Below are 24,485 nucleotides of genomic sequence, written 5' to 3'. Positions count from 1 at the left end.
CCCGCGAAAAACTGTTTGGAGTGTGCCGATTATTCATGGCGTGCACCAGTGATGGCTCGTGTTTATGGGGGGTTAGTCACGATCTGGAAAGCACTGAGGGGCAAATGTGGGAGGGGGCTTGCCCCCGATGGCGGTGGATCAGCCAGCATATGCATCAACAGGTAGACTGCTATCGGGAGCAAGCCCCCTCCCACAAGAGATTTTTGCCATGTTCAAAACGCTGTTTAACGAACAAAAATTTCACGCCACGTGTTATATCGTAACGAATTGTGTACGAGCGGGCGTGTTGGGATGCAAGTGGATCTAGAAGCGGACGGCGCTTCGGTTGAAGGCCTGCCGCGTTTTCAGCAGGGGCTGTTCCATGCCCGTCGATTGCGGCAAGCCGGTATCAGCCTGACGGTGCTGGCCGTTGTCGGTTGGGTGTTGGCGTTGTTTGTCGCGCTGTTTGCACCTTTGTCGATCTGGCCGGTGGTGTTGATCAACTGTGCATCGGCCCTGCTGGTGCTGGTGGCCGGGCTGCAGTCGGCGTGGTGGGTGGCCGATTGGCGTGCCCAGGCGCTGGAGGAGCCGGCGGCAGAATTAACGGTGGAGGAAACGGGCCGCTACGCACGCCTTGTGGGGCGCTTTGCCCGGCAGATCGGCGCCCCCGTATTGTGGCTGGGCGGCTGGTCGCTGCTGGCGCTGGTCAGCATCATCGAATTCTGGAACCTGACTCTGCCCTCGGCGCCTGCCGGCCAAGCGGCCAGTGTGGGGGCTGCATTGGCGTTGGCGCTGGCGTTTGGCTTGCTGGTGTTCGAACGGCGCCTGGCTCAGGAAACCACGGCCCAGTGGCCGGAAGCCGCGCAACTGGCGCAGTTGAGCCGGGTGGCGATTACCTGCCTGGTGGTCAGTGCGATTTGCCTGCTGTTTGCCGGGGCCGAGTCGGTCTGGCCGTTGCGCTTGGCGGTGCTGGTCGGGCTGTTGCCGGCCTTAGTGGCGCTGGAGTTTCTATTAAGAGGCGTGCTGTCGCTGTTCAGCCCGCGCCAGCCGCGCCTGGAACCACGCCTGATGGCGCAGAGCTTCATCGCCGGGTTGCTGCGCTGGCCGCCACAACCACTGCTGGCGCTACAGCACGAATTACACAACCGCTTCGGCATCGACCTGCGCCAGATCTGGGCGTTTACCTACATGCGCCGGGCGTTTTTGCCGGTGTTGCTGGTGGTGTTGGCGGTCGGCTGGGCGCTGACCGGCGTGCATGAAGTGCCCCTGCAAGGCCGTGGGATTTATGAGCGCTTTGGCAAACCCATCCAGGTGTTCGGCCCTGGCCTGCATGCCGGCTTGCCGTGGCCCTTGGGCCGTGTGTTAAACATCGAGAACGGCGTAGTGCACGAGTTGGCCACCAGCGTCAGCGACGTTGCCGCACCGGAGTTGGCGCCTGCCGAAGGCCCGGCCCCGCTGATTGCCAATCGGTTGTGGGACGCCAGCCATGTGAATGACAAATCCCAGGTGATCGCCAGCAGCAGCGGCGATAAACAGAGCTTCCAGATCGTCAACATGGATGTGCGCTTCGTTTACCGCATCGGCCTTACCGACCAGGCCGCACTCGCCGCCACCTATAACAGTGCGGATGTGCCGACCCTGATCCGCAGCACCGCCAGCCGCATCCTGGTGCACGATTTTGCCTCGCGTACCCTCGACGAATTGCTCGGCGAACAACGCACTCGCCTGGCCGACGAAATCGGCCGCGCCGTACAGGCGGACTTGCAGAAACTCGACAGCGGCGTGGAAATCCTCGCCACCGTCGTGGAAGCCATCCACCCACCAGCCGGCGCCGCCAACGCCTACCACGGTGTGCAAGCCGCGCAGATCGGCGCCCAGGCCCTGATCGCCCGCGAGCGCGGCGCCGCCAGCGAACACACCAACCAGGCCTTGCTGCAAGCCAGTACCGCCCGCGACCAGGCCTTGGCCACTGCCCGCGAAGTGAATGCCGGTGCCCAAGCGGCCAACCTGCGATTCAGCGCCGAACAAAAGGCCTACGCTGCGGCCGGCCGGGCCTTTGTGCTGGAACAGTACCTGGGCCAACTCAGCCTGGGCCTGGCCCACGCCAAGCTGCTTATTCTGGATCACCGCCTGGGCGCCGAGGGTGCACCGACGATTGATCTGCGTTCTTTTACTTTGCCGGCCGACCCTTCGCTGCCGCGTAAAACCGTTCAATAAGGAGTCTGTCTGTTGAGCGCTCATTCTCACGATCATGGTCACCACCACGGCCACCATCACCATCATCACGGTGATGAACAGGCGGCGGGTCCTTTCCCTTGGCGGCGCATGGCCTGGGCGGTGTTGCTGGTGCTGTTTGCGGTGGCGGCGGCGAGCCTGGTGCAGGTGCGCTCCGGCGAAGCCACGGTGATCACGCGCTTCGGCAACCCGTCGCGGGTGTTGTTGGAACCGGGCCTGGGCTGGCGCTGGCCGGCGCCGTTCGAAGCGGCGATCCCGGTGGACTTGCGCCTGCGCACTACGTCCAGCGGATTGCAGGATGTGGGCACGCGCGACGGCCTGCGGATTATCGTGCAGGCCTATGTGGCGTGGCAGGTACAGGGCGATGCCGACAATGTGCAGCGCTTTATGCGCGCCGTGCAGAACCAGCCGGATGAGGCGGCGCGGCAGATTCGCACCTTCGTCGGCTCGGCGCTGGAAACCACGGCGGCCAGCTTTGATTTGTCCAGCTTGATCAACACCGACGCCAGCCAGGTGCGCATCGCCGATTTCGAGGCGCAGCTGCGCCAGCAGATTGATCAACAATTGCTCACCACCTATGGCGTGCGGGTGGCGCAGGTGGGGATCGAGCGCCTGACGTTGCCGTCGGTCACCCTCACCGCCACCGTCGACCGCATGCGCGCCGAGCGTGAAACCATCGCCACCGAACGCACGGCCGTGGGCAAACGTGAGGCCGCGCAGATTCGCTCCGCGGCTGAGCGTGATGCGCGCATCGTGCAGGCCGATGCCACGGTGAAAGCCGCCGACATCGAAGCCCAGTCGCGGGTCGAAGCCGCGCAGATTTATGGGCGTGCCTACGCCGGCAATCCGCAGCTGTATAACTTGCTGCGCTCCCTGGATACCTTGGGCACGGTCGTGACCCCCGGCACCAAAATCATCCTGCGCACCGACGCCGCGCCCTTTCGCGCGTTGGTGGACGGACCCAAGGACGTTCAGCCATGACCGAGCGTGACAGCCCGGACAGCCCCTGGATCCAGGCCGGGCGCCTGACGTTCCTGGCGTTGTACGCGGTGACCGTGTTGGCGGCGTTGGCGTGGGCGTTTTCCAACGTGCGGCAGATCGACCCGCAGAACCGCGCGGTGGTGCTGCACTTCGGCGCCCTCGACCGCATCCAGAATGCCGGGCTGCTGCTGGCCTGGCCGCAGCCGTTCGAGCAGGTGGTGTTGTTGCCGGCGGCCGACCGGGTGATCGAGCGTCGGGTGGAGAACCTGTTGCGTTCCGACGCGGCGGTGCAGGCGGACCGTGTGGCCAGTTTCGCCACGCCCTTGAGCGATGCCCTGGCCGGCTCCGGCTATTTGCTGACCGGCGATGCCGGAGTGGTGCAGCTGGATGTGCGGGTGTTCTACAAGGTCACCGAGCCCTACGCCTTTGTGTTGCAGGGCGCGCATGTGCTGCCCGCCCTGGATCGCCTGGTGACCCGCAGCGCCGTGGCCCTGACGGCGGCGCGCGATCTGGACACGATCCTGGTGGCGCGCCCCGAATTGATCGGCACCGACAACGGTGCCGCCGAGCGTCGCGAACGGCTGCGGGGTGACTTGGTGCAAGGCATCAACAAACGCCTGGCCGAGTTGGCCGCCACCGGTCTGGGGTTGGGCATCGAGGTGACGCGGGTCGATGTGCAATCGAGCCTGCCGGGCCCGGCGGTGAACGCATTCAACGCCGTACTCACCGCCAGTCAACAAGCCGACAAAGCCGTGGCAAACGCCCGGACCGAAGCGGAAAAACTCACCCAGACCGCCAACCAGCAGGCCGACCGGCTGGTGCAAGTCGCCCACGCCCAGGCCAGCGAACGCCTGGCCAGTGCCCAGGCGCAAACCGCCACGGTCACCAGCCTGGCCCAGGTCAAGGACCCGGGCTTGCTGTTGCGCCTATACCGCGAGCGTATGCCGAAGATTCTCGGCCAGGCCGGTTCTGTGACCACGGTCGATCCTAAAGACGACTCCCGCTTGATCATCCAGGGAGCCGAACAATGAGCGCACCCATGCTCACCTCCGCCGAACAGCGCAGCGCTGCCCGGCAACTGACCTTGGCGATGCTCGCCCTGGGCTTGCTGATGCTGGGCCTGGTATGGCGCTGGCTGGCGCCGGACCAGACGGGCGTGAGCCAGTTGCTGCTCGGTGTGGCCTCGTTGCTGGTGGCAGTGCCGGTGATGCGTTCGGCCTGGTACAGCCTGCGTTTTCCCAGCCTGCATGGCATTACCGATCAACTGATTGCCCTGGCGATGCTCGGCGCCTGGGCTACCGGCGATCTGCTGACCGCCGCGTTGCTGCCGATCATCATGATCTTCGGCCACGTATTGGAAGAGCGCAGCGTGATCGGCTCCCAAGAGGCGATCCATGCCCTGGGTAAACTGACCCGCAGCCATGCGCGGCGGGTGCAGGCCGACGGCAGCATCATCGAAGTGGATAACGGCACGCTGAGCACCGGCGATGTCGTCGAGGTGCGTGCTGGTGATCGGGTGCCCGCCGATGGCGTGGTGCTGTCGGGCCAGGCAAGCCTGGACACGGCGCCGATCACCGGCGAGTCGGTGCCGTTGGAAGCCAGTGTGGGTGTGCAGGTGTTTGGCGGGGCGATCAACCTCGATGGCCTGTTGCGCCTGCAAGTGACGCGTACCGGCAATGAGTCGACCCTGGGCAAAGTCATCGCGCTGATGCAGAACGCCGAACGTTCCAAGCCGCCGATCACGCGGCTGCTGGAGCGTTACGCGGGCAGCTATATGGTGCTGGTGTTGCTGCTGGCGGCAGTGACCTGGTTTGTGACCAATGACGCCCAGGCGATGCTCGCGGTGCTGGTGGCGGCGTGCCCGTGCGCCCTGGTGCTGTCAGCACCGGCGACGGCGATTGCCGGGATCGCCGTGGCGGCACGGCATGGGATCCTGATTCGCAGCTCGGCGTTCCTCGAAGAGTTGGCGGACCTGACCTCGCTGGTGGTCGACAAGACCGGCACCCTGACCTTCGGCACCCTGCGTTTGCAGTCCATCGAGACCTCGTCGACCGACCGCCAGGCGCTGCTCAACCTTGCGGCCAGCCTCGGTTCGGCCAGTAGCCACCCGGTCAGCCGTGCGTTGGCGGGGTTGGCGACTCAGGCGCAAATGCTGGCGCTCACGGATATTCGCGAGCGCCAGGGCCTGGGCGTCGTGGCACAGACCGAGCAGGGCGAAGCGGCGCTGGGCCGTCCCGAGTTGTTCGAGCAATTGGGTATTGTCACCACCGCCGTGCCGAACCATGACGGCCCGATTGCCGGGCTTGCGCTGAACGGGCAATTCCTCGCTTGGCTGCTGTTGGCCGACAGCGTCAAGCCGGAGGCGCGCCAAGCCCTGCAAGAACTGCGTGACCTGGGCCTGGGTCGCCAACTGCTACTGACCGGCGACCGCCAAAGCGTGGCCGACAGCCTGGCGCTGGACGTGGGCATCAGTGATGTCGAGGCCCAGGCTTTACCGGAAGACAAACTCAACCGCGTGCTGGGGGAAATCGGCAGCGGCTTCCGGCCCATGGTGGTCGGTGATGGGATCAACGATTCCCTGGCGCTCAAGGCCGGGGTGGTCGGCGTGGCCATGGGGGCGGGCGGGGCGGACATCGCGCTGGCGTCGGCGGATGTGGTGTTGATCGGCAGCGACCTGCGGCGCTTGGGTACCTGTGTGCGCTTGAGTCGCCAGTGCCGGCGTACGTTGCAGGTCAACGTGGTCATCGGCCTGGGCTGGACCTTAGCCATCGTGGTGTTTGCCGCCTTTGGCTGGTTGGGCGCTGCGGGGGCGATGATTGCGGCGGTGCTGCATAACCTGAGCACCTTGCTGGTATTGGGCAATGCCGGGCGTTTGCTGCGGTTTCAGGAGCCGCTGTCGAAGCTTGAGGATTAATTTTCAGAAATATTTGCACACGGCTGTAACGCCGATAAGGGGCCTCACTCTAGTGCTGTGTCGAGACTGAGCAATCCGTTCAGACCGATGCCACTACCGATCATGAGGAATACGAGAATGAAGATTAAATCCGCTGCTGCTGGTGCTGCCCTGGCGATGGCCGCTGCCACTCTGTTTGCTGGTGTTGCGACCCAGGTACAGGCCGCAGATGCGCAAGTGCATTGCTACGGTGTGACTTCCTGCAAAGGCATGAACGACTGCAAAACCGCTGAAAACGCCTGCAAAGGCCAGGCGGTCTGCAAGGGCCACGGCTTCAAGGCCATGACCAAGGCCGCCTGTGACGCAGCGGGCGGCAAAGTCGGCGAATAACCGGCAAACGAGTGCAACCGCAGCGGCAGCCCCCACCGCTGCGGACACTTTGCCCAGGAGTGAGTCATGTCCGCGTCCCTTCCAAGTCTGGGTTACGGCCTGGGTTTACGCAGTGAGTATTACCAGCAGATCCTTGAACAATCGCCGGCCGTGGATTGGTTCGAAGTGATCTCCGAGAACTATCTGGTGCAGGGCGGTAAAGCCTTGTACTACCTGGACGCGATAGCCGAGCGTTACCCCTTGGTGATGCACGGTGTGTCCCTGTCCATCGGCGGGCCCCACCCCGTCGATATGGACTACCTGAAACACATCAAGCAGCTCGCTGAACGCATCCAGCCGGCGTGGATTTCCGATCACCTGTGTTGGAGCCGCGGCAGCGCGCACCAGTTGCATGACCTGCTGCCCCTGCCTTACACCGAAGAAAGCCTCTACCACGTGGCTGCTCGCGTTCGCCAAGTGCAGGATGTGTTGCAGCGCCCGCTGGTGCTGGAAAACGTCTCCAGCTATGTGCGCTCCAAGGCGGATGAATTCACCGAATGGGAATTCCTCAATGCCCTGGCCCACTTGTCGGGCTGCCAGTTGCTGCTGGACGTTAACAATGTGTACGTCAGTGCGCGCAACCATGGCTTCGATGCCTGGACCTTTATCCGCAACCTACCGCCCGACAGCATCCGCCAGCTGCATCTGGCGGGGCATATGGATTACGGCGACTACGTGGTCGATACCCACGACCACCCGGTATGCGATCCGGTGTGGGCGCTGTATCAACAAACCCTGGAGCACTTGGGGCCGGTCTCGACGCTGTTGGAGCGCGATGACCATTTCCCGCCGTTCGAAGAGCTGCTCACCGAGCTGCAAAAGGCCCGGGAGTTGGGCGCCGCAGCCTTGGCCCGGAGGTCGTTATGCGCCTGACCGACTGGCAATTGGCCTTTGAACAACACGTGTTAGCGCAGACGCCGGATGCCAACAGTGGTTTTGCCGCCACTTTATTGGGCGGGCCGACGCTGGATGTAGACACCGGCCTGGCGATCTACCACAACGCTTATCTGGCACGGCTGCAGGAGGTGTTGCGTCACGATTTCAGCGCCATCCTGTATTGGCTGGGAGATGAGGAGTTTGCGCTGCTGACGCAGGCTTACGTGCGTCGTTATCCCTCCGCCCACTACAGCCTGCGTTGGTTGGGCGAGCGGTTGCCGGCGTTTATCCACGAGCACCTGGTGGCCGAGCAAAGTGCGCCGCTGGCTGAACTGGCCCAGTTGGAGTGGGCCTTCACCCTGGCGTTCGATGCGCCGCAGGGTGAGCCGCTGACCCAGGATGATATGGCGGTGCTGCCACCCGAGGATTGGCCAGGTTTGCAGGTCTTCCTGACACCGTCCGTACAGCAGCGACTGTGCCACTTCAACACCGTGGCCATCTGGCGTGCGAGCAAGGATGGGGCGGATTTCCCCGACAGCCACACCTTGGACCTCGCACAGATCTGCCTGGTATGGCGCCATCAGAATGTGTGCCATTACCGCAGCCTGGAGCCCGCCGAGGCCTTTGGGTTGGCAGGCATGGTGACGACCGGTTGGACCTTCGCAGAACTGTGTGCGCAACTGGCAGTCACTTATGGAGAGGGTGCACCACTGCAAGCGGTTACATGGCTGAAACAGTGGATCCAGGACGGTTTGCTCCAACGCCGAGCCCCATAGAAAAGCGCTATCAAATCAATAGCCTCCTACTTTTCTTGGGATGGTCTACCCTCATTCCAGACGTCTGAAACAAGGGGGGACTACTCATGCTCGCGCAACTTCCACCGGCCTTACAGAATCTTCAGCTGCCGCTGCGTCTTCGACTCTGGGATGGCCATGAATTCAACTTGGGCCCCGAGCCCAGTGTGACCATCGTGGTGAAGGACCCCACGGTCGTGCCCCAACTGACCCATCCCACGCTCGACTCGTTGGGTGAAGCCTTCGTCGAGGGCAAACTGGAGCTGGAAGGCTCCATCTCCGAAGTGATTCGGGTGTGTGACGAACTGAGTCATGCCCTGATCGAGGACGACGGCAGGAGTCTGCCGGTGCGCTCAATCCACGACAAGGCCACCGACGCGGCGGCCATTTCCTACCACTACGACCTGTCCAACGCGTTCTACCAGCTGTGGCTGGACCAGGACATGGCGTACTCCTGCGGTTATTTCGAAACCGGCAGCGAATCCATCGACCAGGCTCAGCAAGACAAATTCCGCCACCTGTGCCGCAAGTTGCGCTTGCAGCCTGGGGAGTATTTGCTCGACGTAGGCTGTGGCTGGGGCGGGCTGGCACGTTTCGCGGCGCGGGAATTCGGGGTGAAAGTGTTTGGTATCACCCTGAGCAAGGAACAGCTGGCGTTGGCCAAGGAGCGGGTGAAAGCCGAGGGACTGGAAGACCAGATCGACCTGCAATTACTCGACTACCGCGATCTGCCCCAGGATGGTCGTTTCGACAAAGTGGTGAGTGTGGGCATGTTCGAACACGTCGGCCACGCCAACCTGGCGCAATACTGCAAGACCCTGTTTGGTGCCGTGCGCGAAGGCGGCCTGGTGATGAACCATGGCATTACCGCCAAGCACACCGACGGCCGGCCTGTGGGCCGTGGCGCTGGGGAGTTTATCGAGCGGTATGTATTCCCCAACGGCGAGCTGCCGCACCTGGCGATGATGACCGCCGAAATCAGTGAAGTGGGGCTGGAAGTGGTCGACGTCGAAAGCCTGCGCCTGCATTACGCGCGCACCCTGGATCATTGGAGCGAACGCCTGGAAGACAACCTGGAAGCGGCGGCGAAGCTGGTGCCGGAGCAAGCGTTGCGCATCTGGCGTTTGTACCTGGCCGGGTGTGCCTATGCGTTTGCCCGGGGCTGGATCAATCTGCACCAGATCCTCGCGGTCAAACCTCACGCGGATGGCAGCCATGAACTGCCGTGGACGCGGGAAGACATCTATCGCTGAATGCGTTTCTGGATACGCGTGAGATCGAGTGTGGGAGGGGGCTTGCCCCCGATGGCGGTGTATCAGTCATGTATGTTGCGACTGACACTCTGCAATCGGGGGCAAGCCCCCTCCCACATTTTGTTTTGTGTTATCTGGTTAAAGGATTGGTGAGATCAAGCGCGCCACCCGCATCCCCACTTGTTGCAGGCGGCGGGTCTCGCGGCTTTCTTCCTGGCTGACTTCATGGGCCTGCGCGAAGTCGTCCAGCAGCATCAGTTCCACCTGCTTGGCGAACGCTTCGTCGACCGTCAGCAGCATCACTTCGAAATTCAACCGGAACGAGCGGTTGTCCATGTTTGCACTGCCGATGGCGCTGATCTCGCTGTCCACCAACACCACTTTCTGATGCAGAAACCCCGGCGTGTAGCGGAACACCCGTACACCGGCGCGCACTGCCTCGATCGCATACAGGCTGGACGCGGCGTACACGATGCGGTGGTCGGGCCGCGATGGCAGCAGCAGACGCACGTCCACTCCCCGCAGGACCGCCAGGCGCAGGGCGGCGAACACCGCTTCGTCGGGGATGAAATACGGGCTGGTGATCCACACGCGCTCGGTTGCCGCGTGGATGGCCTCGACAAAAAACAGCGAACAGGTTTCATACGGATCGGCCGGGCCGCTGGCGAGCAGTTGGCAGAGCACGCCGTCTTCGGGATAGGCGTCCGGCAGGATCAGCGGCGGCAGTTCCCGTGCCGCCCAGAACCAGTCTTCGGCGAACGACTCCTGCAAACATGCCACCACCGGGCCTGTGACCTGCACATGGGTATCGCGCCATGGCGCCAGCGGTGGTTTTTTGCCCAGGTATTCATCGCCCACGTTGTGCCCGCCGACGAACCCGGTGATACCGTCCACCACCACGATTTTGCGATGGTTACGGAAGTTGACCTGGAAACGATTGAGCCAACCGCTGCGGGTGGCGAATGCCTTGACCTGCACCCCTGCGTCGCGCAGCGATTGCACGTAGCGATAGGGCAGGGCATGGCTGCCGATGCGGTCATACAGTACGTAGATGCCCACGCCTTGAGCGACCTTTTCCTTCAACAGGCTCTGCAACTGACGGCCGAGTTCATCGTCATGAATGATGAAGAACTGAAACAGCACGGCGGTTTGTGCGTTGCGGATGGCCTCGAAGATCGCACTGAAGGTGGCCTCGCCATTGATCAGCAGGTGCACTTCATTGTTCGCCAGGCACGGCATGCGGCCCAGTTTGGGCATGGCGCGCAACGAGGCGTAGGCGCTGGAGTTGCGTGCGGCGAGGGCTTCTTCGACCCAGGGACGCCAGTTCAGCTCGGTGATGGCGGTGTGCATTTCCTGGTTGGCCTGGCGACGCGCCTGGATATACGCATCGAAGGTGCTGCGGCCAAAAATCAGGTAAGGGATCAGGGTGAGATAGGGCATGAACATCAGCGACAGGGCCCAGGCGATTGAGCCTTGGGCGGTCCTGACGGTCAGCACCGCGTGGATCGCGGCGAGAGTCCCGAGAAAGTGCAGCGTGGCGATGAAGTAGGCGAGCAGGTGCGGGCCAAAGAAATCCATGGACGACGGTACTCCAGGCAATCCAATGCCTAACAGACCATGAACGGCTGCGAATGTCGCTATTTTATTTGCCGTGCAACACTGGCACTTTTGCGGCGTCTAACGCCCACAATTGCCCAGGAGTTACCCGATGAATGCTCGTCTGCTTGGTTTGGCCATGGTTGTTGGTTTGTCGTTGCCGGTGGCAGCGCAGGCGCAGATGCTGGCGCCGGGCTTGTGGGAATTGACCACCAGCAACATGAAAGTCGACAACCAGGACCTGCCGGACCTGTCGCTGATCCTCGGTCAGCTCAAGCAACAGATGACCCCCGAACAGCGCGCCATGCTGGAGAAACAAGGCATCACCATGGCCGGAAAAGGCGTGCAGGTGTGCCTCACCCCGGCACAAGTCGCCTCTGATTCGATCCCCCTGACCGATCCGCAATCGGGCTGCAAACAGGAAGTGACCGACAAGACCGGCAACCAGTGGAAATTCCGTTTCAGCTGTCCGAAAGCCCAGGGTACCGGCGTCGCTACCTTCCAGAGCCAGAAGGAATTCACCACCGCCGTCAACGGCACCTTCAATGCTACCGGCGTTCAGCAGAAGGGCAGCCTGAACACTCACGCCCAATGGCTGGGCACCGATTGCGGTACGGTCAAGCCTCGCGCTTAACGTGTAGGAGCGAGCAAGCTCGCGCCTACCTTAGGAAATGCAGGGGTAAACCCTGGCAGCTGTCGACCACCTGGCCGTTGTGCCAGGCCAGGTGGCCGCAGACCAGGGTAGTGCTCACACTGTGGCGAAAGCGACGTTCGGCGAACGGCGTCCAGCCGCAGCGGGCAAGAACCGTTTCATCCCTGACCGGCTTTCCCTCGGGCTCAGGTTTGATCAGCACCAGGTCGGCCCAATACCCTTCGCGTAGATAACCCCGGTCGGGGATGGCAAACAGGTCGGCGACACGGTGGCTGGTCTTGGCCACCAGGGTGGTCAGGGGCAGCAGCCCATCGGCCACCAACTCCAACAGCGCCGGCAGCGCGTGTTGTACCAAGGGCAAACCCGAGGGCGCCTCACGATACTCCAACTGTTTTTGCGCCCAGGTATGCGGTGCATGGTCAGTGCCAATCACATCCAGACGATCACTCAGCAAGGCCACGCGCAGGGCGTCGCGATCGGCGCAGGTCTTGATCGCCGGGTTGCATTTGATCTGGTGGCCAAGGCGGTGATAGTCGTGGTCGTCGAACAGCAGGTGATGCACGCAGACTTCAGCGGTAATGCGTTTTTGCGCCAGCGGTTTGTCTTCGAACAATTCCAGCTCGCGAGCGCTGGTCAGGTGCAGCACATGCAGGCGTGTACCGTGACGCTTGGCCAATTCCACGGCGAAGGAGGATGAGCGATAGCAGGCTTCGGCATCGCGGATCAGCGGGTGGGCGACGGCGGGGATCTTGTCGCCAAAGCGCTCGCGCATGCGTTGTTCGTTGGCTTGGATGCTCGGCGTGTGTTCGCAGTGGGCCAGCAGAATGGTCGGCACTTCGGCAAACAGCCGTTCCAGGATGCGTGGATCGTCCACCAGCATGTTGCCGGTAGAGGCGCCCATGAACACTTTGACTCCGGCCACTTCACGCGGGTCGAGGGCGGCGACGGTGTCGAGGTTGTCGTTGCTGACCCCGAAGTGAAAGCCATAGTTGGCCACCGAGTGCAGGGCCGCGCGGCGCTTTTTATCGGCGAGGGCTTCCAGGTTCAGTGTGGCCGGGTTGGTGTTTGGCATATCCATGACACTGGTGATGCCGCCGGCCACGGCTGCGCGGGACTCGCTGTAGAAGCTGCCCTTGTCCGGCGCGCCCGGATCACGAAAATGCACCTGATCGTCAATCATGCCCGGCAGCAGCCACTGGCCTTGGGCGTCGATGGCCACCGGCGCGGCGTTCCCCTCGATACTGCTGGCGATCTTTTCGATACGGCCATTGGCGACCAGCACGTCGGCGTCGAATTCCTGGCCCTCGTTCACCAGTCGGGCATTGCGGATCAGCAGGCGACTCATGGCTTAGAACTCGTTTTGCAGGGCTTTGTAACCGCGCACCAGGTCGACGTTGGTACGTGCCACGTCTTCGGAAAACTCCGAGGCGCTGACACTCACCGGTGGGAATTGCGACAAGTCGGTATTCGGTCCGATACGTGTGGTGGAGGGCACGTAGAAGGCGACGGGCAAATCCCGGCCGTCGACCACCGAGTTATGGCGCACCACGCACCCATCGCCGACGGCGCAATTGAACAGCACACTGTTGAAACCGATAAACACGCGGTCGCCGACGGTGCAGGGACCGTGGACGATGGAGCGATGCGCGATGGATGTAAATTCTCCTATCGTCACCGCCGCGCCGGATTTGGAGTGAATGACCACGCCGTCCTGGATATTGGAGTTGGCGCCGATGGTGATCGGGTCCATGGCGCCGCTGGCGTCGACTTCGTCGGCGCGGATCACGGCGTAGGGGCCGACAAACACGTTCTCGCCGATGATGACCTTGCCGCAGATGATCGCGGTCTTGTCGATGTAGGCCGATTCGGCAATCACCGGCAGATCGCCGGAAGGGTTCTTGCGGATCATGCAACTGGCTCCGTAATGACGTGAACGTAGGCGCCGTCGATGGCGTTATAGAAACAGGTGGGGCGGCCGGTGTGGCAGGCCGGGCCTTGCTGGTCGACGATCAGCAGTACCGCGTCACCGTCACAATCCAGGCGTGCTTCCACCAGCTGTTGCCAATGGCCGGAGTTTTCACCCTTGCGCCACAGCTGCCGGCGCGAGCGTGACCAGTAGCAGACCTGCCCGGTGGCCAGCGTTTCGTTGAGGGCCTGGCGATTCATCCAGGCCAGCATCAACACTTCGCCGCTGCCGTGTTGCTGGGCGATGGCGGCGATCAGGCCGTCGCTGTTCCACGGCAGGGCGTCGAGCACCGCTGCGAGGGGAAAGCGGCTGCCGACGGCAGCCCCTTCCAGTTCGAGCATGCTCAGGGTCATGGCTTGCTCAACGCCGCACACAGCGTATTGAGGTTGTACTCGAACAGCCCGATGAAGGTGCTGGCCGGGCCTTCTGCAGCCAGGGCGTCGGAGTACAGCGTGCCGCCAATCTGCGCGCCGCTTTCATCGGCGATCTGCTTGAGCAGGCGCGAGTCCTTGATGTTTTCCATGAACACGGCCTTGACCTTGTCTTTGCGGATCTGGGTGATCAGCGCGGCGACTTCGGCGGCCGAAGGTTCACGTTCGGTGGACAGGCCTTGAGGCGCCAGGAACTGGATGCCATAGGCCTGGCCCAGGTAGCCGAAGGCGTCATGGGAGGTAACGATGCGACGGTTACCCGGCGGCAGCGCGCCGAATTTGGTCTTGGCTTCGGCCAGCAGGCGGTAGATTTCTTTCAGGTAGGCTTGGCTGTTACGCAGGTAGTCGGCCTTGTTGGCCGGGTCGGCAGCCACCAGCGCCTTGGTGATGTTGTTCACATAGATTTCGGCGTTGGCCAGGTTGTGCCAGGCGTGCGGGTCGGGAATGGTTTCGCCGTCTTCCTCCATGGTGTGGGAGATCACACCTTTGCTGGCGGTGACCACCGTGGCCTTGGTTTCGGTGCTGGTGACCAGGCGGTCCAGCCACGGCTCAAAGCCCAGGCCATTCTTGATGATCACCTTGGCCTTGAGCAGCGCCTTGGCGTCGTCCGGGGTTGGCTCGTAGGTATGGGCGTCGGCGTCGGGGCCGACCATGTTGCTGATCTGGATGTGATCGCCACCGATCTGGTGGGTGATGTCATCGAGAATACTGAAACTGGTAACCACTTGGAGTTTGTCGGCGGCCTGGGCCATCGACAGCGGCAGCAGCAGACTGAACAGCACGAGTAGAGCGCGCATCGGGAAACACCTCATTGGGATGTAAGCAAAGGCGGGCGGCGCAGCAAGCCGTGCACCGGACCGAAGACCACGGACAGCAGGTACCCGCCGCCAGCCACCAGCACAATCGCCGGGCCGCTGGGCAGCGAGAAGTAGAACGACAGCAACAAACCCAACCACACCGACAGGCATCCCAGCACCGCCGATACTGCGATCAACACCGGCAGGCGCCGGCTCCAGAAGCGTGAAGCGATGGCCGGCAACATCATCAAACCCACCACCATCAAGGCGCCGATGGCTTGGAAGCCGATCACCAGGTTCAGTACCACCAGGGTCAGGAACAGGCCGTGGGCCAGCGGGCCAAGGCGGCTGACGGTTTGCAGGAACAGCGGGTCGAGGGTGTCCAGCAGCAGCGGTTTGTAGATCAGCATCATGGCGATCAGGCTGAACCCGGAGACCCAGAGCATGCCGGTCAGGGTGGTTTCGTCGACGGCCAGGGCTGAGCCGAACAGCAGGTGCAGCAGGTCCAGGCGCTTGCCGGCCAGGCCCAGGATCAACACGCCGGCGGCGAGGGAGATGGGGTAGATGGCCGCCAGGCTGGCGTCTTCGCGCAGGCCGGTGCGGCGGGTAATCCACGCCGACAGGCCGGCCATGCTCAGGCCGGCGCCCAGGCCGCCGATGGTCAGTGCGGGCAGGCTGAGTCCGGCGAACCAGAAGCCCAGTGCGGCGCCGGGCAATATGCCGTGGGCGACGGCGTCACCGATCAGGCTCATGCGGCGCAGGATCAGAAATACGCCGAGCGGAGCGGTGCTGCAGGCGAGCACCAGCCCGCCGATCAGGGCGCGACGCATGAAGACGAAGTCGAGGAAGGGCATCCACAGGTGGGCGGCGAAGTGCATCACGCCACCTGCATGTGCGGCTGTGGGCGGATCAACTCTTTGCTGGGGCCGAACACACAGCCACTGCTTTTGATCTGCACCACTTGCTGGGTGTGGTGGCGAACGGAGGCGAGGTCATGGCACACCACCACCAACGTCCGGCCTTCGGCATGCCAGGCGTGGATATGGCTCCAGCACAGCGCTTGGCCTTCTTCGTCCAGAGCGGCATGGGGCTCGTCAAGCAATAACACTGGCGACTCGGCAAGGCTCATGCGAGCGAGCAATGCACGTTGTAGTTGGCCGCCAGACAACGCCATCAACGGGCGCTGTTCCAGGCCGCTGAGGCACCAGTCTTCCAGCACCTTTTGCAGGCGCTCGCTGCGTTGTGGCGGGGTGAGCCGCGCGCCCCAGAAACCGGCGGCGACCAGTTCTTGCAGGCTGATGGGAAACTGACGGTCAAGGTGCTGTTGCTGGGGCAGGAACGACAGGCCGCCACGACGCGGTACATCCACGGTGACTTTGCCTGACAACGGTTTTTGCAGGCCGGCGATGACTTTGAGCAGGCTGCTTTTGCCGCAGCCGTTGGGGCCAATCACACCGGTGAGGCTGCCTGTTTCCAGGGTGAAATCCACGGCGGGAGTGAGCGGTTGGCCGGGGGCGCCCCAGCGCAAAGCGGTGCAGCTGATCATGAAGGGTTTCTCGTCCAGCGGCTTTCAGCCACGGCATCGTGCGCGTGCAGGCTTTCGGCGTGGATCACTTTGAGGTGGAAGGCTTTGACGGCATCCGAGCGTTTCAAAGCGAGGTTAAGGCGGCGGGCGGCGTCTTCGCAGAACATCAGGTTCTGCCCGTTGGCCAGGGCGAAGGCTTGTTCGTCCGCGCGTTTTACGGCGGTTTGTACGGCGGTGCCGAGGGCGGCTTCGGCAGCGTTGATCAAGTCCGTCAGTGCCAGATGCTCGCCTTGCAGGTGCACGTGCAACTGCGCGCTGCTGCGCTGGCTGTGAGGTGTGGCGACGATACCGTTGGCGCTGCCGAGCCAGGTCAGCACGTCTTCATGCTGCAACGGCGTGTTACCGAAGTCTTGGATAAATTGCTGCTGAATCAACTGCCTGGCGAGGGCGGCGGAGCAGGGGCAGGTTGAGGAATACGTAACGTCAATTTTTAGTTCCACGTGGAACATCTGGTTTTCCAGGCGCGCCTCAATGCTCACCGGGTAGCCTTTCCAGCCGGCCAGTGGGCTGACCAGCGCGGGGCGTTTCAGCAGTAAATTCGTGTGCAGACGCAGGTAGGCGTTCTTAGATAAATCTTCATGACTGTCGAGAAACCGCTGCAGTACATTGCGCAGAACTGCAGGTGTAACGGGCTGCTGGTCGAGCATCTCCAGCGCCAGGTACAGGCGTGACATATGAATGCCACGGGCGGTGCCGTCGTCCAGGCTGACGCCGGCATCGGCGGTGGCGGTCAGGCGCTGGCCATCGATGAGGATCGGCAGGGCAATACCGCACATGCCCACCCAGTCGAGAGGCAAGGCTTGGCGTGAAGCCTGCGCGGCAATATCCGGCAGAGTCAGCGCATTCATAAGCAGGTCCATCGTTGGAAATAATTCGACATGTTATAGTATAACAATAGAGTCGACGATGAATTTTCTGCCCCGGCCTTTTTTCAGTCATGTCGAGTACGGACGCTCCTTTATTCGCGGTATTTGTCATGCACAGACGTCAGCTCCTCAACCTGCTCCTGGCCAGCCCTTTGTTTGCTTTGCCGTTCGCGGCCCACGCGACCCAGATCCGCAATGCGCGCCTGTGGCGCTCGGACGACAAGCTGCGCCTGGTGTTCGACCTTAGCGGCCCCGTGCAATACAAGACGTTCTCGCTGACCGCCCCGGAACGCCTGATCATCGACCTGAGCGGCGCAGGCCTCAGTGGCGACTTTTCTCAACTTGAGCTGAAGAACAGCGGGATCACCTCGATTCGCTCGGGGCATTTCGGCAAGGCGGATACGCGCATCGTGCTCGACCTGGCCGCGCCGATGCAGCTCAACAGCTTTGTATTACCGCCTCAGGACGGGCAGGGGCATCGCCTGGTGCTGGACCTGACCAGCGCCACCCATGCACCGCGTCAAATTGCTGCTGAAGCCGTGCCCTTGGTGGCCCCGGTGGACAAGGCGCACCCCAAGCGCGACATCATTGTGGTGGTCGACCCCGGCCACGGCGGCAAAGACCCCGGTGCTGTCGGGTCCAAGGGGCAGCGCGAAAAAGATGTGGTGCTGTCGATCGCCCAACTGCTGGCCAAGCGCTTGAAACGCGAGAAGGGTTTTGACGTGAAGCTGGTGCGCAACGATGACTTCTTTGTGCCCTTGCGCAAGCGTGTGGACATCGCCCGTCAGCACAAGGCCGATATGTTCATCTCGGTGCATGCCGATGCCGCGCCACGGCTCACGGCCTCGGGCGCCTCGGTGTATGCGCTGTCGGAGGGCGGCGCAACCTCGGCCACGGCGCGCTTTATGGCCCAGCGCGAAAACGGTGCGGATTTGCTGGGTGCCACCACGTTACTCAATCTCAAGGATAAGGATCCGATGCTGGCCGGGGTGATTCTCGATATGTCGATGAATGCCACCATCGCTTCCAGCCTGCAACTGGGCAGCTCGGTGCTGGGCAGCCTGCAAAACATCACCAGCCTGCATCAGAAACGTGTGGAACAGGCGGGGTTCGCGGTGCTCAAGTCGCCGGACGTGCCGTCGATCCTGGTCGAGACCGGCTTTATCTCCAATGCCCAGGACGCCCAGCGCCTGGTGACGGCGCGCCATCAACAAGCGGTTGCGGACGGCTTGTTCGAAGGCCTGAAAAAATACTTCCAGAAGAACCCGCCGATGAACAGCTACATGGCCTGGGTTCAGGAACAGGAGAACGCTCAGGTCTAGCAGCCGGTCATTCGACTGCACGTGAACTTGGCGGTGGCGCCACCGGAGCTGGAAAACCGGTTGATGGTGGTCCAGCCCACGCGCCGCGTGTAGCCGACCCATGCCTCACCGTCCGATGCCAATCCGGTAAAGAACGTCAATTGCCCATAGCGGCTGTTGGTTTGCGCCCAATAGCGTTTGCCGACCACCTCGAAACCGCGCAAATACGTGATGGTGCCTACCGTCGCCACGCTGTAGGCATTGCCCAGCGGATCCACACAGGCCAACAGGTTGGCGCTGCGCGTGCAATTGGCCAGCAAGCTTGGAGCTTGGGCGCAGGCTGGCCCTGCCGCTGCCAGTAACAGGGCGCACACCAGGTATTTCATAAGGGTTCTCGGGGCTGGGAAGTGTTCAAGCATTGCGCCCTTCGTCGCAACGAGCAAGGGGGATTGGCTTATTTGCATTGTTATACTATAACATTGAATCACAGCCTGACCCGTGAACCGCACCCGATGACCGAACAAGACCTGCTGGCCCAACCGCCCGCCGACTACATGAATGAAGCCCAGCAGGGCTTTTTCCGCGAACTGCTGCTGACCCAGCGCAATGAACTACAGGTGCGTATCGAGGGCGAATTCCTGGTGCTGCGCGAGCAGGAACCCAACAGCGACCCGGCCGATGTAGGCAGCGCCGAAGAACAACGCCAGTGGCAACTGCGCCTGCTGGAGCGGGAAAAGAAGCTGCTCGACAAGATCGACGACGCCCTCGAACTGCTCGCCCGTGGCGAATACGGCTGGTGCCGCGAAACCGGTGAGCCCATCGGCCTGCAACGCCTGTTGCTGCGCCCCACCGCCACCCTGTGTATCGAAGCCAAAGAACGTGAAGAGCTGCGCGAACGCCATAAACGGGCGATTTGACCGGCCAACCCTGATGAGGATTACCTGATGCCCAATCGTCTCCCCGTTACCGTGTTGTCCGGCTTTCTCGGCGCCGGTAAAAGCACGCTGCTCAACTACGTCCTGCGCAACCGCGAAAACCTGCGGGTGGCGGTGATCGTCAACGACATGAGCGAAATCAACATCGACGGCAGCGAGGTGCAGCGTGACGTCACCCTCAACCGCTCCGAAGAAAAACTGGTGGAGATGAGCAACGGCTGCATCTGCTGCACTTTGCGTGAAGACTTGCTCGAGGAAGTCGGAAAACTCGCCAAGGAAGGTCGCTTCGATTACCTGCTGATTGAATCCACCGGTATTTCCGAGCCGTTGCCGGTGGCTGAAACCTTCACCTTCCGTGATGAAAACGAGCAAAGCCTGGCCGACATCGCGCGCCTGGACACCATGGTCACGGTGGTCGACGGCATGAACTTCCTGCTCGACTACCAGGCCGCCGAAAGCCTCGCCTCACGGGGCGAAACCCTCGGTGAGGAAGACGAACGCTCGATCACCGATCTGTTGATCGAGCAGATCGAATTCGCCGACGTGATCCTGATCAGCAAGATCGACCTGATCAGCAGCTGTGAGCGCGAAGAGTTGATGGCGATCCTTGAACGCCTCAACGCCCAGGCGGAAATCATCCCGATGGTCATGGGCGAAGTGCCGCTGCACAAGATCCTCAACACTGGCCGCTTCGACTTCGAGCGTGCCGCGCAAGCGCCGGGCTGGTTGCAGGAGTTGCGTGGTGAACATGTGCCGGAAACCGAAGAATACGGCATCGCCTCCACCGCTTATCGCGCACGCCGGCCCTTCCATCCGCAACGCTTCTACGACTTTATCGACCGGCCTTGGGTCAACGGTAAATTGCTGCGTTCCAAGGGCTTTTTCTGGCTGGCCAGCAAGCATCAGGATGCGGGCAGTTGGTCCCAGGCCGGTGGCTTGATGCGCCACGGGTTTGCCGGACGCTGGTGGCGCTTTGTACCGAAAAGCCAATGGCCCCAAGACGAAGAAAGCGTCGCCGCAATCATGGGTAACTGGCAACTCAGTACCGGCGACTGCCGGCAGGAACTGGTGTTTATCGGGCAAAACATCGACTTCGCGCAGATGCGTGCTGAATTGGACGCGTGCTTGCTCACCGATGAAGAAATGGCCCTGGGCGTCGAAGGTTGGCGCCTGCTGGCTGATCCGTTTGGTCCTTGGTATGAAGAGGCCGCCTGATGCTGGCACCGCTGATGCCCTTGCGCCCCGTGATTCGCCAGACCCGTGGTGAAACTCCGCTGGCGCTGTCCGATATTCTCGAAGACGGCGTGAACCTGGCATTGTGGCAGCGCCAATTGCCGCTGCATATCGCCGAGTTCGGCACCCTGCTGGTGGCGCTCAATGAGCCGTTGGCCGAGTCCCTGGTGATTGAACTCAACAGCGAAAACGCCGAGCCGAACTTGCTCGGTCTGGCGTCCAGCTGCCGCGATCTTGAAGGCTACGAAGGTTTTATCGCCGATGTGTCGTGGCTGGTCAGCGCCTTTGCGTGCTTGCTCGGCGCCAAGCGCATCGGTGTGCGCCTGCGGTTGCTGGATAAAGCCATGTGCCCGCGTTTTCACGTTGACCATGTGCCGGTGCGGCTGATCACCACCTACGCCGGCATCGGCAGCCAGTGGTTGCGCGAAGGGGTGATGGACCGCCGTAAGCTCAGCCAACCGGATGCCGAACCGAGCGAGCGCATCGAACAGATCCAGTGCGGTGAAGTGGCCCTGCTCAAAGGCACCAAGTGGCATGGCAACGAAGGCCACGGCCTGATCCATCGCTCCCCCGCGCTGAAAGCGGATGAGCGTCGATTGATTCTGACGCTGGATTGGCTCGCGTAACCGCGTAGGATCAAACGCTCTACACGGTCTGAACGATGGCACTCATGCTACAGAACATTCCCACCCACGTGATTGCCGGGCCCTTGGGCGCCGGCAAGACCAGCCTGATCAAGCACCTGCTCGCCCAACGCCCGGCCAACGAGCGCTGGGCGGTGTTGATCAACGAGTTCGGCCAGATTGGCCTGGACGCTGCACTGCTGACCCTGGATGACGACGGCATTGCCCTCGGTGAAGTCGCCGGTGGCTGCCTCTGCTGTGTGAATGGCGCACCGTTCCAGGTAGGCCTGGGCCGGTTGTTGCGTAAGGCCAAGCCGGATCGGTTGTTTATCGAACCCTCGGGCCTGGGCCATCCTGCGCAGTTGCTCAAGCAGTTGCGCGAAGCGCCATGGCAGCAGGTGCTGGCAGTTCAGCCCTGTGTGCTGGTGCTGGATGCCCAGGCGCTGGCAGTGGGCAAACCCTTGCCGCCCGCGCAGCAGCAGGCCCTGGTGAGTGCCGGGTTGTTGGTGTTGAACAAGGATGAGGGGCTGGATGCTGCGCAACGCGAGGCTATCGAGCGACAGCTACCCGACCGCGACATTTATTGGACGCGCCAGGCGCATGTGCCGCTTGGCAGACTGCCTGGCTTGAATGCGCAGGCTGAAGCCGCTGTGGATAACTTCGTGGTGCCCACCGGGCTGGCCCAATTGCCGGCTATCTGGAGCGATCCAGCATTGCCGATCTGCCTGAGCCAGGCCCAGGAGGGCGGTTGGAGTATCGGTTGGCGCTGGCACCCGAGCCAGCAATTCGATACCGAGCGTCTGCACCGGTGGCTGACATCGCTTGAGTGGCGCCGCGCCAAACTGGTTATCCACAGCCGTGATGGGTGGCTCTCGGCCAACGCTGTGGATAACAGCCCGCTTGCCTGGCAACCCAGCGAATGGCGTCGCGACTCACGTATCGAATTGATTTTCAGTGCACCACAGGACGTGGCCGCGTTGCAGGCCGCACTGGCCGCCTACCGTTACTGACGGTTCTTGGTCGCGTGGTCCTGGCGCCACTGGCTCAGCTCGATCACATTGGCGCTGGGCGGCGCCTCCTTGGCTTCGAACGGGTAGGGCGCCAGTTCGATGTGCGCGCTGTGGGCGCCGAATTGGGTGATGGTTCCGCTGTGACGGGTCTCGCCCGTGACGGTGAACTCGAAATTGTAGATGCGCGCCAGACGCCGCCGACCGTTGGCATCCTTCACAAAACCGATGCGCTTCAACGCCACGGCGCCGTCGAGCAATTCGATATCGAGCTTGGCACAATGCTGCTTGACCCGCGCCAGCGCCCGTTCTCGCAGGCCGTGGTTGTGCCATACCCAGGCGGCGCCGGTCGCCAGCAGCATCAACACGAAGATGTTTCCCAGGGTCAGCATGCGAAAAACTCCAACAAAGTGAGAGCAGCTTAACTGTGTCGTCGGCCTGTCGTACAGGCTGCGTTTAGTCGCATACTGCGCGGCCAGAATTTCAATGGCTTTACGGAAATCCCCTGCATGAAACGCACACCTCATCTGCTTGCGATCCAGTCTCATGTGGTCTTTGGCCACGCCGGAAACAGCGCCGCCGTGTTCCCCATGCAGCGGGTCGGGGTGAATGTCTGGCCGCTGAACACGGTGCAGTTCTCCAACCATACGCAGTATGGCCAGTGGGCGGGCGAAGTGTTGGCGCCGCAGCAGATTCCTGCGCTGGTGGAAGGCATTGCCGCCATCGGCGAGCTGGGCAACTGCGATGCGATCCTGTCTGGCTACCTGGGCAGTGCGGATCAGGGCCGCGCGATTCTTACCGGTGTGGCGCGCATCAAGGCCATCAATCCCAAGGCCCTGTACCTGTGCGACCCGGTGATGGGCCATCCGGAAAAGGGCTGCATCGTGCCGCAGGAAGTCAGCGATTTCCTGCTGGATGAGGCCGCGGCGATGGCCGACTTCCTGTGCCCCAACCAGCTGGAACTGGACAGCTTTGCCGGGCGCAAGCCGCAATCGCTGTTCGATTGCCTGGGCATGGCCAAGGCGTTGCTGGCGCGTGGCCCGAAGGCGGTACTGGTCAAGCACCTGGATTACCCGGGAAAGTTGCCGGAAGGTTTCGAGATGCTGCTGGTAAGCGCCGAGGGCAGCTGGCACCTGCGTCGGCCGCTGCTGGCGTTCCCGCGCCAACCGGTGGGCGTGGGCGACCTGACGTCAGGGCTGTTCCTGGCGCGGGTGTTGTTGGGCGACAGCCTGCTGGCGGCTTTTGAGTTCACGGCAGCGGCGGTGCACGAAGTGCTGCTGGAAACCCAGGCCTGTGCCAGCTACGAGCTGGAACTGGTTCGTGCCCAGGACCGCATCGCCCATCCTCGCGTACGTTTTGAGGCGACGCCGATCGGCCTGTAAGTACGCAAAACCCAATGTGGGAGAGGGCTTGCTCCCCCTCCCACATTTTGATTGGGTTTACAGTCCCGGACTTACAGCGCGTCAGCCTTGATTTCCTGGTAGCGCTTCTCGAGCTCCTGACGGATCTGCCGGCGCTGCTGGGCCTGCACGAACCGGCGCTTGTCTTCACTGTTGTGCGGTTGCAGCGGCGGTACGGCGGCGGGTTTACGCTGGTCATCCACGGCCACCATGGTGAAGAAGCAGCTGTTGGTATGCCGTACCGAGCGCTCGCGGATGTTCTCGGTCACCACCTTGATGCCCACTTCCATCGACGTATTGCCGGTGTAGTTGACCGATGCAAGGAATGTCACCAGCTCGCCGACATGGATCGGCTCGCGAAAAATCACCTGATCCACCGACAGCGTCACCACATAGCGACCGGCATAACGGCTCGCGCAGGCGTAGGCCACTTCGTCGAGGTACTTGAGCAAGGTGCCGCCGTGGACATTGCCTGAGAAGTTGGCCATGTCAGGGGTCATCAATACCGTCATCGACAGCTGGGCGTTTCCGGGTTCCATAGCACACTCACGGGTTGTAGGCATTGGTTGGGGGGCACCTCTGCGGGTGCTGGAATCTTTGCAGCGCCATCCCTTACGGGACGCCGGTGGACGGCTTGCCGTCACGCGTTCACC

The 24,485-nt window shown here is 62.3% G+C and carries 26 protein-coding genes; 15 read left to right on the top strand and 11 right to left on the bottom strand.

What is annotated here, in order from left to right; genetic code table 11:
- Positions 1-291: 291 nt before the first annotated feature.
- From hflK (FIV39_RS07770) to cfaB, 8 genes are all read left to right on the top strand, one after another.
- Entirely contained in the window at positions 292-2,196 is a 1,905-nt protein-coding gene (gene hflK / locus FIV39_RS07770) for a protease modulator HflK (RefSeq protein WP_090401341.1), read from the top strand.
- 9 nt (positions 2,197-2,205) lie between these two features.
- Positions 2,206-3,195: a protease modulator HflC gene (gene hflC / locus FIV39_RS07765; RefSeq protein WP_167361144.1), complete on the top strand. Its 990-nt coding sequence runs from the start codon at positions 2,206-2,208 to the stop codon at positions 3,193-3,195.
- The gene (gene hflK / locus FIV39_RS07760) at positions 3,192-4,226 is read left to right on the top strand and encodes a protease modulator HflK (protein WP_090401343.1); all 1,035 of its coding nucleotides are present in this window, start codon (positions 3,192-3,194) and stop codon (positions 4,224-4,226) included. Before hflC ends, hflK (FIV39_RS07760) begins: the two co-directional genes overlap by 4 nt.
- Complete coding sequence (locus FIV39_RS07755; RefSeq protein ID WP_090401344.1) at positions 4,223-6,109, top strand: cation-translocating P-type ATPase; 1,887 nt, start codon at positions 4,223-4,225, stop codon at positions 6,107-6,109. The genes hflK (FIV39_RS07760) and FIV39_RS07755 overlap by 4 nt, the downstream gene beginning before the upstream one ends.
- 117 nt (positions 6,110-6,226) lie before the next feature.
- Positions 6,227-6,478: a BufA2 family periplasmic bufferin-type metallophore gene (gene bufA2 / locus FIV39_RS07750; protein ID WP_090401345.1), complete on the top strand. Its 252-nt coding sequence runs from the start codon at positions 6,227-6,229 to the stop codon at positions 6,476-6,478.
- Positions 6,479-6,544: 66 nt separating this feature from the next.
- Complete coding sequence (gene bufB, locus FIV39_RS07745) at positions 6,545-7,390, top strand: MNIO family bufferin maturase (RefSeq protein ID WP_090401346.1); 846 nt, start codon at positions 6,545-6,547, stop codon at positions 7,388-7,390.
- Positions 7,381-8,169: an HvfC/BufC N-terminal domain-containing protein gene (locus FIV39_RS07740; protein WP_090401347.1), complete on the top strand. Its 789-nt coding sequence runs from the start codon at positions 7,381-7,383 to the stop codon at positions 8,167-8,169. The genes bufB and FIV39_RS07740 overlap by 10 nt, the downstream gene beginning before the upstream one ends.
- 86 nt (positions 8,170-8,255) lie before the next feature.
- Positions 8,256-9,440 carry a C17 cyclopropane fatty acid synthase CfaB gene (cfaB, locus tag FIV39_RS07735; protein WP_090401348.1) on the top strand — a complete coding sequence of 395 codons (1,185 nt, stop codon included), beginning with the start codon at positions 8,256-8,258 and terminating at the stop codon, positions 9,438-9,440.
- 138 nt (positions 9,441-9,578) lie between these two features.
- On the opposite strand, the gene cls is transcribed toward cfaB, so the two are convergent.
- Positions 9,579-11,018 (bottom strand): cardiolipin synthase, encoded by a 1,440-nt coding sequence (gene cls / locus FIV39_RS07730; RefSeq protein WP_090401349.1) that lies wholly within the window; start codon positions 11,016-11,018, stop codon positions 9,579-9,581.
- Between the two features lie 130 nt (positions 11,019-11,148).
- Here cls and FIV39_RS07725 point away from each other — a divergent pair, with 130 nt between their 5' ends.
- Positions 11,149-11,670, top strand: coding sequence for a DUF3617 domain-containing protein (locus FIV39_RS07725; protein ID WP_090401350.1), 522 nt, complete (start codon positions 11,149-11,151; stop codon positions 11,668-11,670).
- A gap of 25 nt (positions 11,671-11,695) precedes the next feature.
- On the opposite strand, the gene FIV39_RS07720 is transcribed toward FIV39_RS07725, so the two are convergent.
- The 7 genes from FIV39_RS07720 to folE2 are packed head-to-tail and all read right to left on the bottom strand — an operon-like array spanning position 11,696 to position 17,315.
- Positions 11,696-13,033: a dihydroorotase gene (locus FIV39_RS07720; protein ID WP_090401351.1), complete on the bottom strand. Its 1,338-nt coding sequence runs from the start codon at positions 13,031-13,033 to the stop codon at positions 11,696-11,698.
- A 3-nt stretch (positions 13,034-13,036) separates the two neighbouring features.
- Complete coding sequence (locus tag FIV39_RS07715) at positions 13,037-13,597, bottom strand: gamma carbonic anhydrase family protein (RefSeq protein WP_090401352.1); 561 nt, start codon at positions 13,595-13,597, stop codon at positions 13,037-13,039.
- Positions 13,594-14,007 carry a phosphoribosyl-AMP cyclohydrolase gene (gene hisI, locus FIV39_RS07710; RefSeq protein WP_090401353.1) on the bottom strand — a complete coding sequence of 138 codons (414 nt, stop codon included), beginning with the start codon at positions 14,005-14,007 and terminating at the stop codon, positions 13,594-13,596. Before hisI ends, FIV39_RS07715 begins: the two co-directional genes overlap by 4 nt.
- Positions 14,004-14,882, bottom strand: coding sequence for a metal ABC transporter substrate-binding protein (locus FIV39_RS07705; RefSeq protein ID WP_090401354.1), 879 nt, complete (start codon positions 14,880-14,882; stop codon positions 14,004-14,006). The genes hisI and FIV39_RS07705 overlap by 4 nt, the downstream gene beginning before the upstream one ends.
- Positions 14,883-14,893: 11 nt before the next feature.
- Positions 14,894-15,760 carry a metal ABC transporter permease gene (locus FIV39_RS07700; protein ID WP_090401355.1) on the bottom strand — a complete coding sequence of 289 codons (867 nt, stop codon included), beginning with the start codon at positions 15,758-15,760 and terminating at the stop codon, positions 14,894-14,896.
- Positions 15,760-16,428 (bottom strand): metal ABC transporter ATP-binding protein, encoded by a 669-nt coding sequence (locus FIV39_RS07695; protein WP_090401356.1) that lies wholly within the window; start codon positions 16,426-16,428, stop codon positions 15,760-15,762. The genes FIV39_RS07700 and FIV39_RS07695 overlap by 1 nt, the downstream gene beginning before the upstream one ends.
- Entirely contained in the window at positions 16,425-17,315 is an 891-nt protein-coding gene (folE2, locus tag FIV39_RS07690; RefSeq protein WP_090401357.1) for a GTP cyclohydrolase FolE2, read from the bottom strand. Before folE2 ends, FIV39_RS07695 begins: the two co-directional genes overlap by 4 nt.
- Before the next feature lie 128 nt (positions 17,316-17,443).
- On the opposite strand from folE2, the gene FIV39_RS07685 reads away from it, so the two are divergent.
- Entirely contained in the window at positions 17,444-18,655 is a 1,212-nt protein-coding gene (locus FIV39_RS07685; RefSeq protein ID WP_090401358.1) for an N-acetylmuramoyl-L-alanine amidase, read from the top strand.
- Here the strand turns inward: FIV39_RS07685 and FIV39_RS07680 are convergent.
- Positions 18,652-19,020 carry a glutamine synthetase gene (locus tag FIV39_RS07680; RefSeq protein WP_090401359.1) on the bottom strand — a complete coding sequence of 123 codons (369 nt, stop codon included), beginning with the start codon at positions 19,018-19,020 and terminating at the stop codon, positions 18,652-18,654. The genes FIV39_RS07685 and FIV39_RS07680 overlap by 4 nt on opposite strands.
- A gap of 126 nt (positions 19,021-19,146) precedes the next feature.
- On the opposite strand from FIV39_RS07680, the gene dksA reads away from it, so the two are divergent.
- Genes dksA through FIV39_RS07660 form a run of 4 tightly spaced genes read left to right on the top strand, consistent with a single transcriptional unit; the run spans position 19,147 to position 22,435 of the window.
- Positions 19,147-19,551 carry an RNA polymerase-binding protein DksA gene (dksA, locus tag FIV39_RS07675; RefSeq protein WP_090401360.1) on the top strand — a complete coding sequence of 135 codons (405 nt, stop codon included), beginning with the start codon at positions 19,147-19,149 and terminating at the stop codon, positions 19,549-19,551.
- A gap of 27 nt (positions 19,552-19,578) precedes the next feature.
- Complete coding sequence (gene zigA, locus FIV39_RS07670; RefSeq protein ID WP_090401361.1) at positions 19,579-20,784, top strand: zinc metallochaperone GTPase ZigA; 1,206 nt, start codon at positions 19,579-19,581, stop codon at positions 20,782-20,784.
- Positions 20,784-21,428, top strand: a complete 645-nt coding sequence (locus tag FIV39_RS07665) for a DUF1826 domain-containing protein (protein WP_090401362.1) — start codon at positions 20,784-20,786, stop codon at positions 21,426-21,428. Before zigA ends, FIV39_RS07665 begins: the two co-directional genes overlap by 1 nt.
- 44 nt (positions 21,429-21,472) lie before the next feature.
- Entirely contained in the window at positions 21,473-22,435 is a 963-nt protein-coding gene (locus tag FIV39_RS07660) for a CobW family GTP-binding protein (RefSeq protein WP_090401363.1), read from the top strand.
- Here FIV39_RS07660 and FIV39_RS07655 read toward each other — a convergent pair.
- A complete protein-coding gene (locus tag FIV39_RS07655) occupies positions 22,429-22,824 on the bottom strand; it encodes a DUF3301 domain-containing protein (protein ID WP_090401364.1) in 396 nt (131 codons plus the stop codon). The two genes, FIV39_RS07660 and FIV39_RS07655, sit on opposite strands and share 7 nt — an antisense overlap.
- Positions 22,825-22,941: 117 nt before the next feature.
- On the opposite strand from FIV39_RS07655, the gene pdxY reads away from it, so the two are divergent.
- Positions 22,942-23,814: a pyridoxal kinase PdxY gene (gene pdxY, locus FIV39_RS07650; RefSeq protein ID WP_090401365.1), complete on the top strand. Its 873-nt coding sequence runs from the start codon at positions 22,942-22,944 to the stop codon at positions 23,812-23,814.
- A 71-nt stretch (positions 23,815-23,885) separates the two neighbouring features.
- Here pdxY and FIV39_RS07645 read toward each other — a convergent pair whose 3' ends face one another.
- Positions 23,886-24,371, bottom strand: a complete 486-nt coding sequence (locus FIV39_RS07645) for an acyl-CoA thioesterase (RefSeq protein WP_003177014.1) — start codon at positions 24,369-24,371, stop codon at positions 23,886-23,888.
- Between the last annotated feature and the right edge of the window lie 114 nt (positions 24,372-24,485).

This window comes from Pseudomonas grimontii, assembly GCF_007858185.1.
In the GTDB taxonomy this organism is placed as follows: Bacteria; Pseudomonadota; Gammaproteobacteria; order Pseudomonadales; family Pseudomonadaceae; genus Aquipseudomonas; species Aquipseudomonas grimontii.
This window is presented reverse-complemented; position numbering and strand designations above follow the sequence as displayed.

Bases quoted from the DNA above. Each gene is read 5' to 3' on its own strand.
- hflK (WP_090401341.1), top strand. From the start codon at position 292: ATGCAAGTGGATCTAGAAGCGGACGGCGCTTCGGTTGAAGGCCTGCCG.
- hflK (WP_090401343.1), top strand. From the start codon at position 3,192: ATGACCGAGCGTGACAGCCCGGACAGCCCCTGGATCCAGGCCGGGCGC.
- FIV39_RS07755 (WP_090401344.1), top strand. From the start codon at position 4,223: ATGAGCGCACCCATGCTCACCTCCGCCGAACAGCGCAGCGCTGCCCGG.
- bufA2 (WP_090401345.1), top strand. From the start codon at position 6,227: ATGAAGATTAAATCCGCTGCTGCTGGTGCTGCCCTGGCGATGGCCGCT.
- bufB (WP_090401346.1), top strand. From the start codon at position 6,545: ATGTCCGCGTCCCTTCCAAGTCTGGGTTACGGCCTGGGTTTACGCAGT.
- FIV39_RS07740 (WP_090401347.1), top strand. From the start codon at position 7,381: ATGCGCCTGACCGACTGGCAATTGGCCTTTGAACAACACGTGTTAGCG.
- cfaB (WP_090401348.1), top strand. From the start codon at position 8,256: ATGCTCGCGCAACTTCCACCGGCCTTACAGAATCTTCAGCTGCCGCTG.
- cls (WP_090401349.1), bottom strand. From the start codon at position 11,018: ATGGATTTCTTTGGCCCGCACCTGCTCGCCTACTTCATCGCCACGCTG.
- FIV39_RS07725 (WP_090401350.1), top strand. From the start codon at position 11,149: ATGAATGCTCGTCTGCTTGGTTTGGCCATGGTTGTTGGTTTGTCGTTG.
- FIV39_RS07720 (WP_090401351.1), bottom strand. From the start codon at position 13,033: ATGAGTCGCCTGCTGATCCGCAATGCCCGACTGGTGAACGAGGGCCAG.
- FIV39_RS07715 (WP_090401352.1), bottom strand. From the start codon at position 13,597: ATGATCCGCAAGAACCCTTCCGGCGATCTGCCGGTGATTGCCGAATCG.
- hisI (WP_090401353.1), bottom strand. From the start codon at position 14,007: ATGACCCTGAGCATGCTCGAACTGGAAGGGGCTGCCGTCGGCAGCCGC.
- FIV39_RS07705 (WP_090401354.1), bottom strand. From the start codon at position 14,882: ATGCGCGCTCTACTCGTGCTGTTCAGTCTGCTGCTGCCGCTGTCGATG.
- FIV39_RS07700 (WP_090401355.1), bottom strand. From the start codon at position 15,760: ATGCACTTCGCCGCCCACCTGTGGATGCCCTTCCTCGACTTCGTCTTC.
- FIV39_RS07695 (WP_090401356.1), bottom strand. From the start codon at position 16,428: ATGATCAGCTGCACCGCTTTGCGCTGGGGCGCCCCCGGCCAACCGCTC.
- folE2 (WP_090401357.1), bottom strand. From the start codon at position 17,315: ATGAATGCGCTGACTCTGCCGGATATTGCCGCGCAGGCTTCACGCCAA.
- FIV39_RS07685 (WP_090401358.1), top strand. From the start codon at position 17,444: ATGCACAGACGTCAGCTCCTCAACCTGCTCCTGGCCAGCCCTTTGTTT.
- FIV39_RS07680 (WP_090401359.1), bottom strand. From the start codon at position 19,020: ATGAAATACCTGGTGTGCGCCCTGTTACTGGCAGCGGCAGGGCCAGCC.
- dksA (WP_090401360.1), top strand. From the start codon at position 19,147: ATGACCGAACAAGACCTGCTGGCCCAACCGCCCGCCGACTACATGAAT.
- zigA (WP_090401361.1), top strand. From the start codon at position 19,579: ATGCCCAATCGTCTCCCCGTTACCGTGTTGTCCGGCTTTCTCGGCGCC.
- FIV39_RS07665 (WP_090401362.1), top strand. From the start codon at position 20,784: ATGCTGGCACCGCTGATGCCCTTGCGCCCCGTGATTCGCCAGACCCGT.
- FIV39_RS07660 (WP_090401363.1), top strand. From the start codon at position 21,473: ATGCTACAGAACATTCCCACCCACGTGATTGCCGGGCCCTTGGGCGCC.
- FIV39_RS07655 (WP_090401364.1), bottom strand. From the start codon at position 22,824: ATGCTGACCCTGGGAAACATCTTCGTGTTGATGCTGCTGGCGACCGGC.
- pdxY (WP_090401365.1), top strand. From the start codon at position 22,942: ATGAAACGCACACCTCATCTGCTTGCGATCCAGTCTCATGTGGTCTTT.
- FIV39_RS07645 (WP_003177014.1), bottom strand. From the start codon at position 24,371: ATGGAACCCGGAAACGCCCAGCTGTCGATGACGGTATTGATGACCCCT.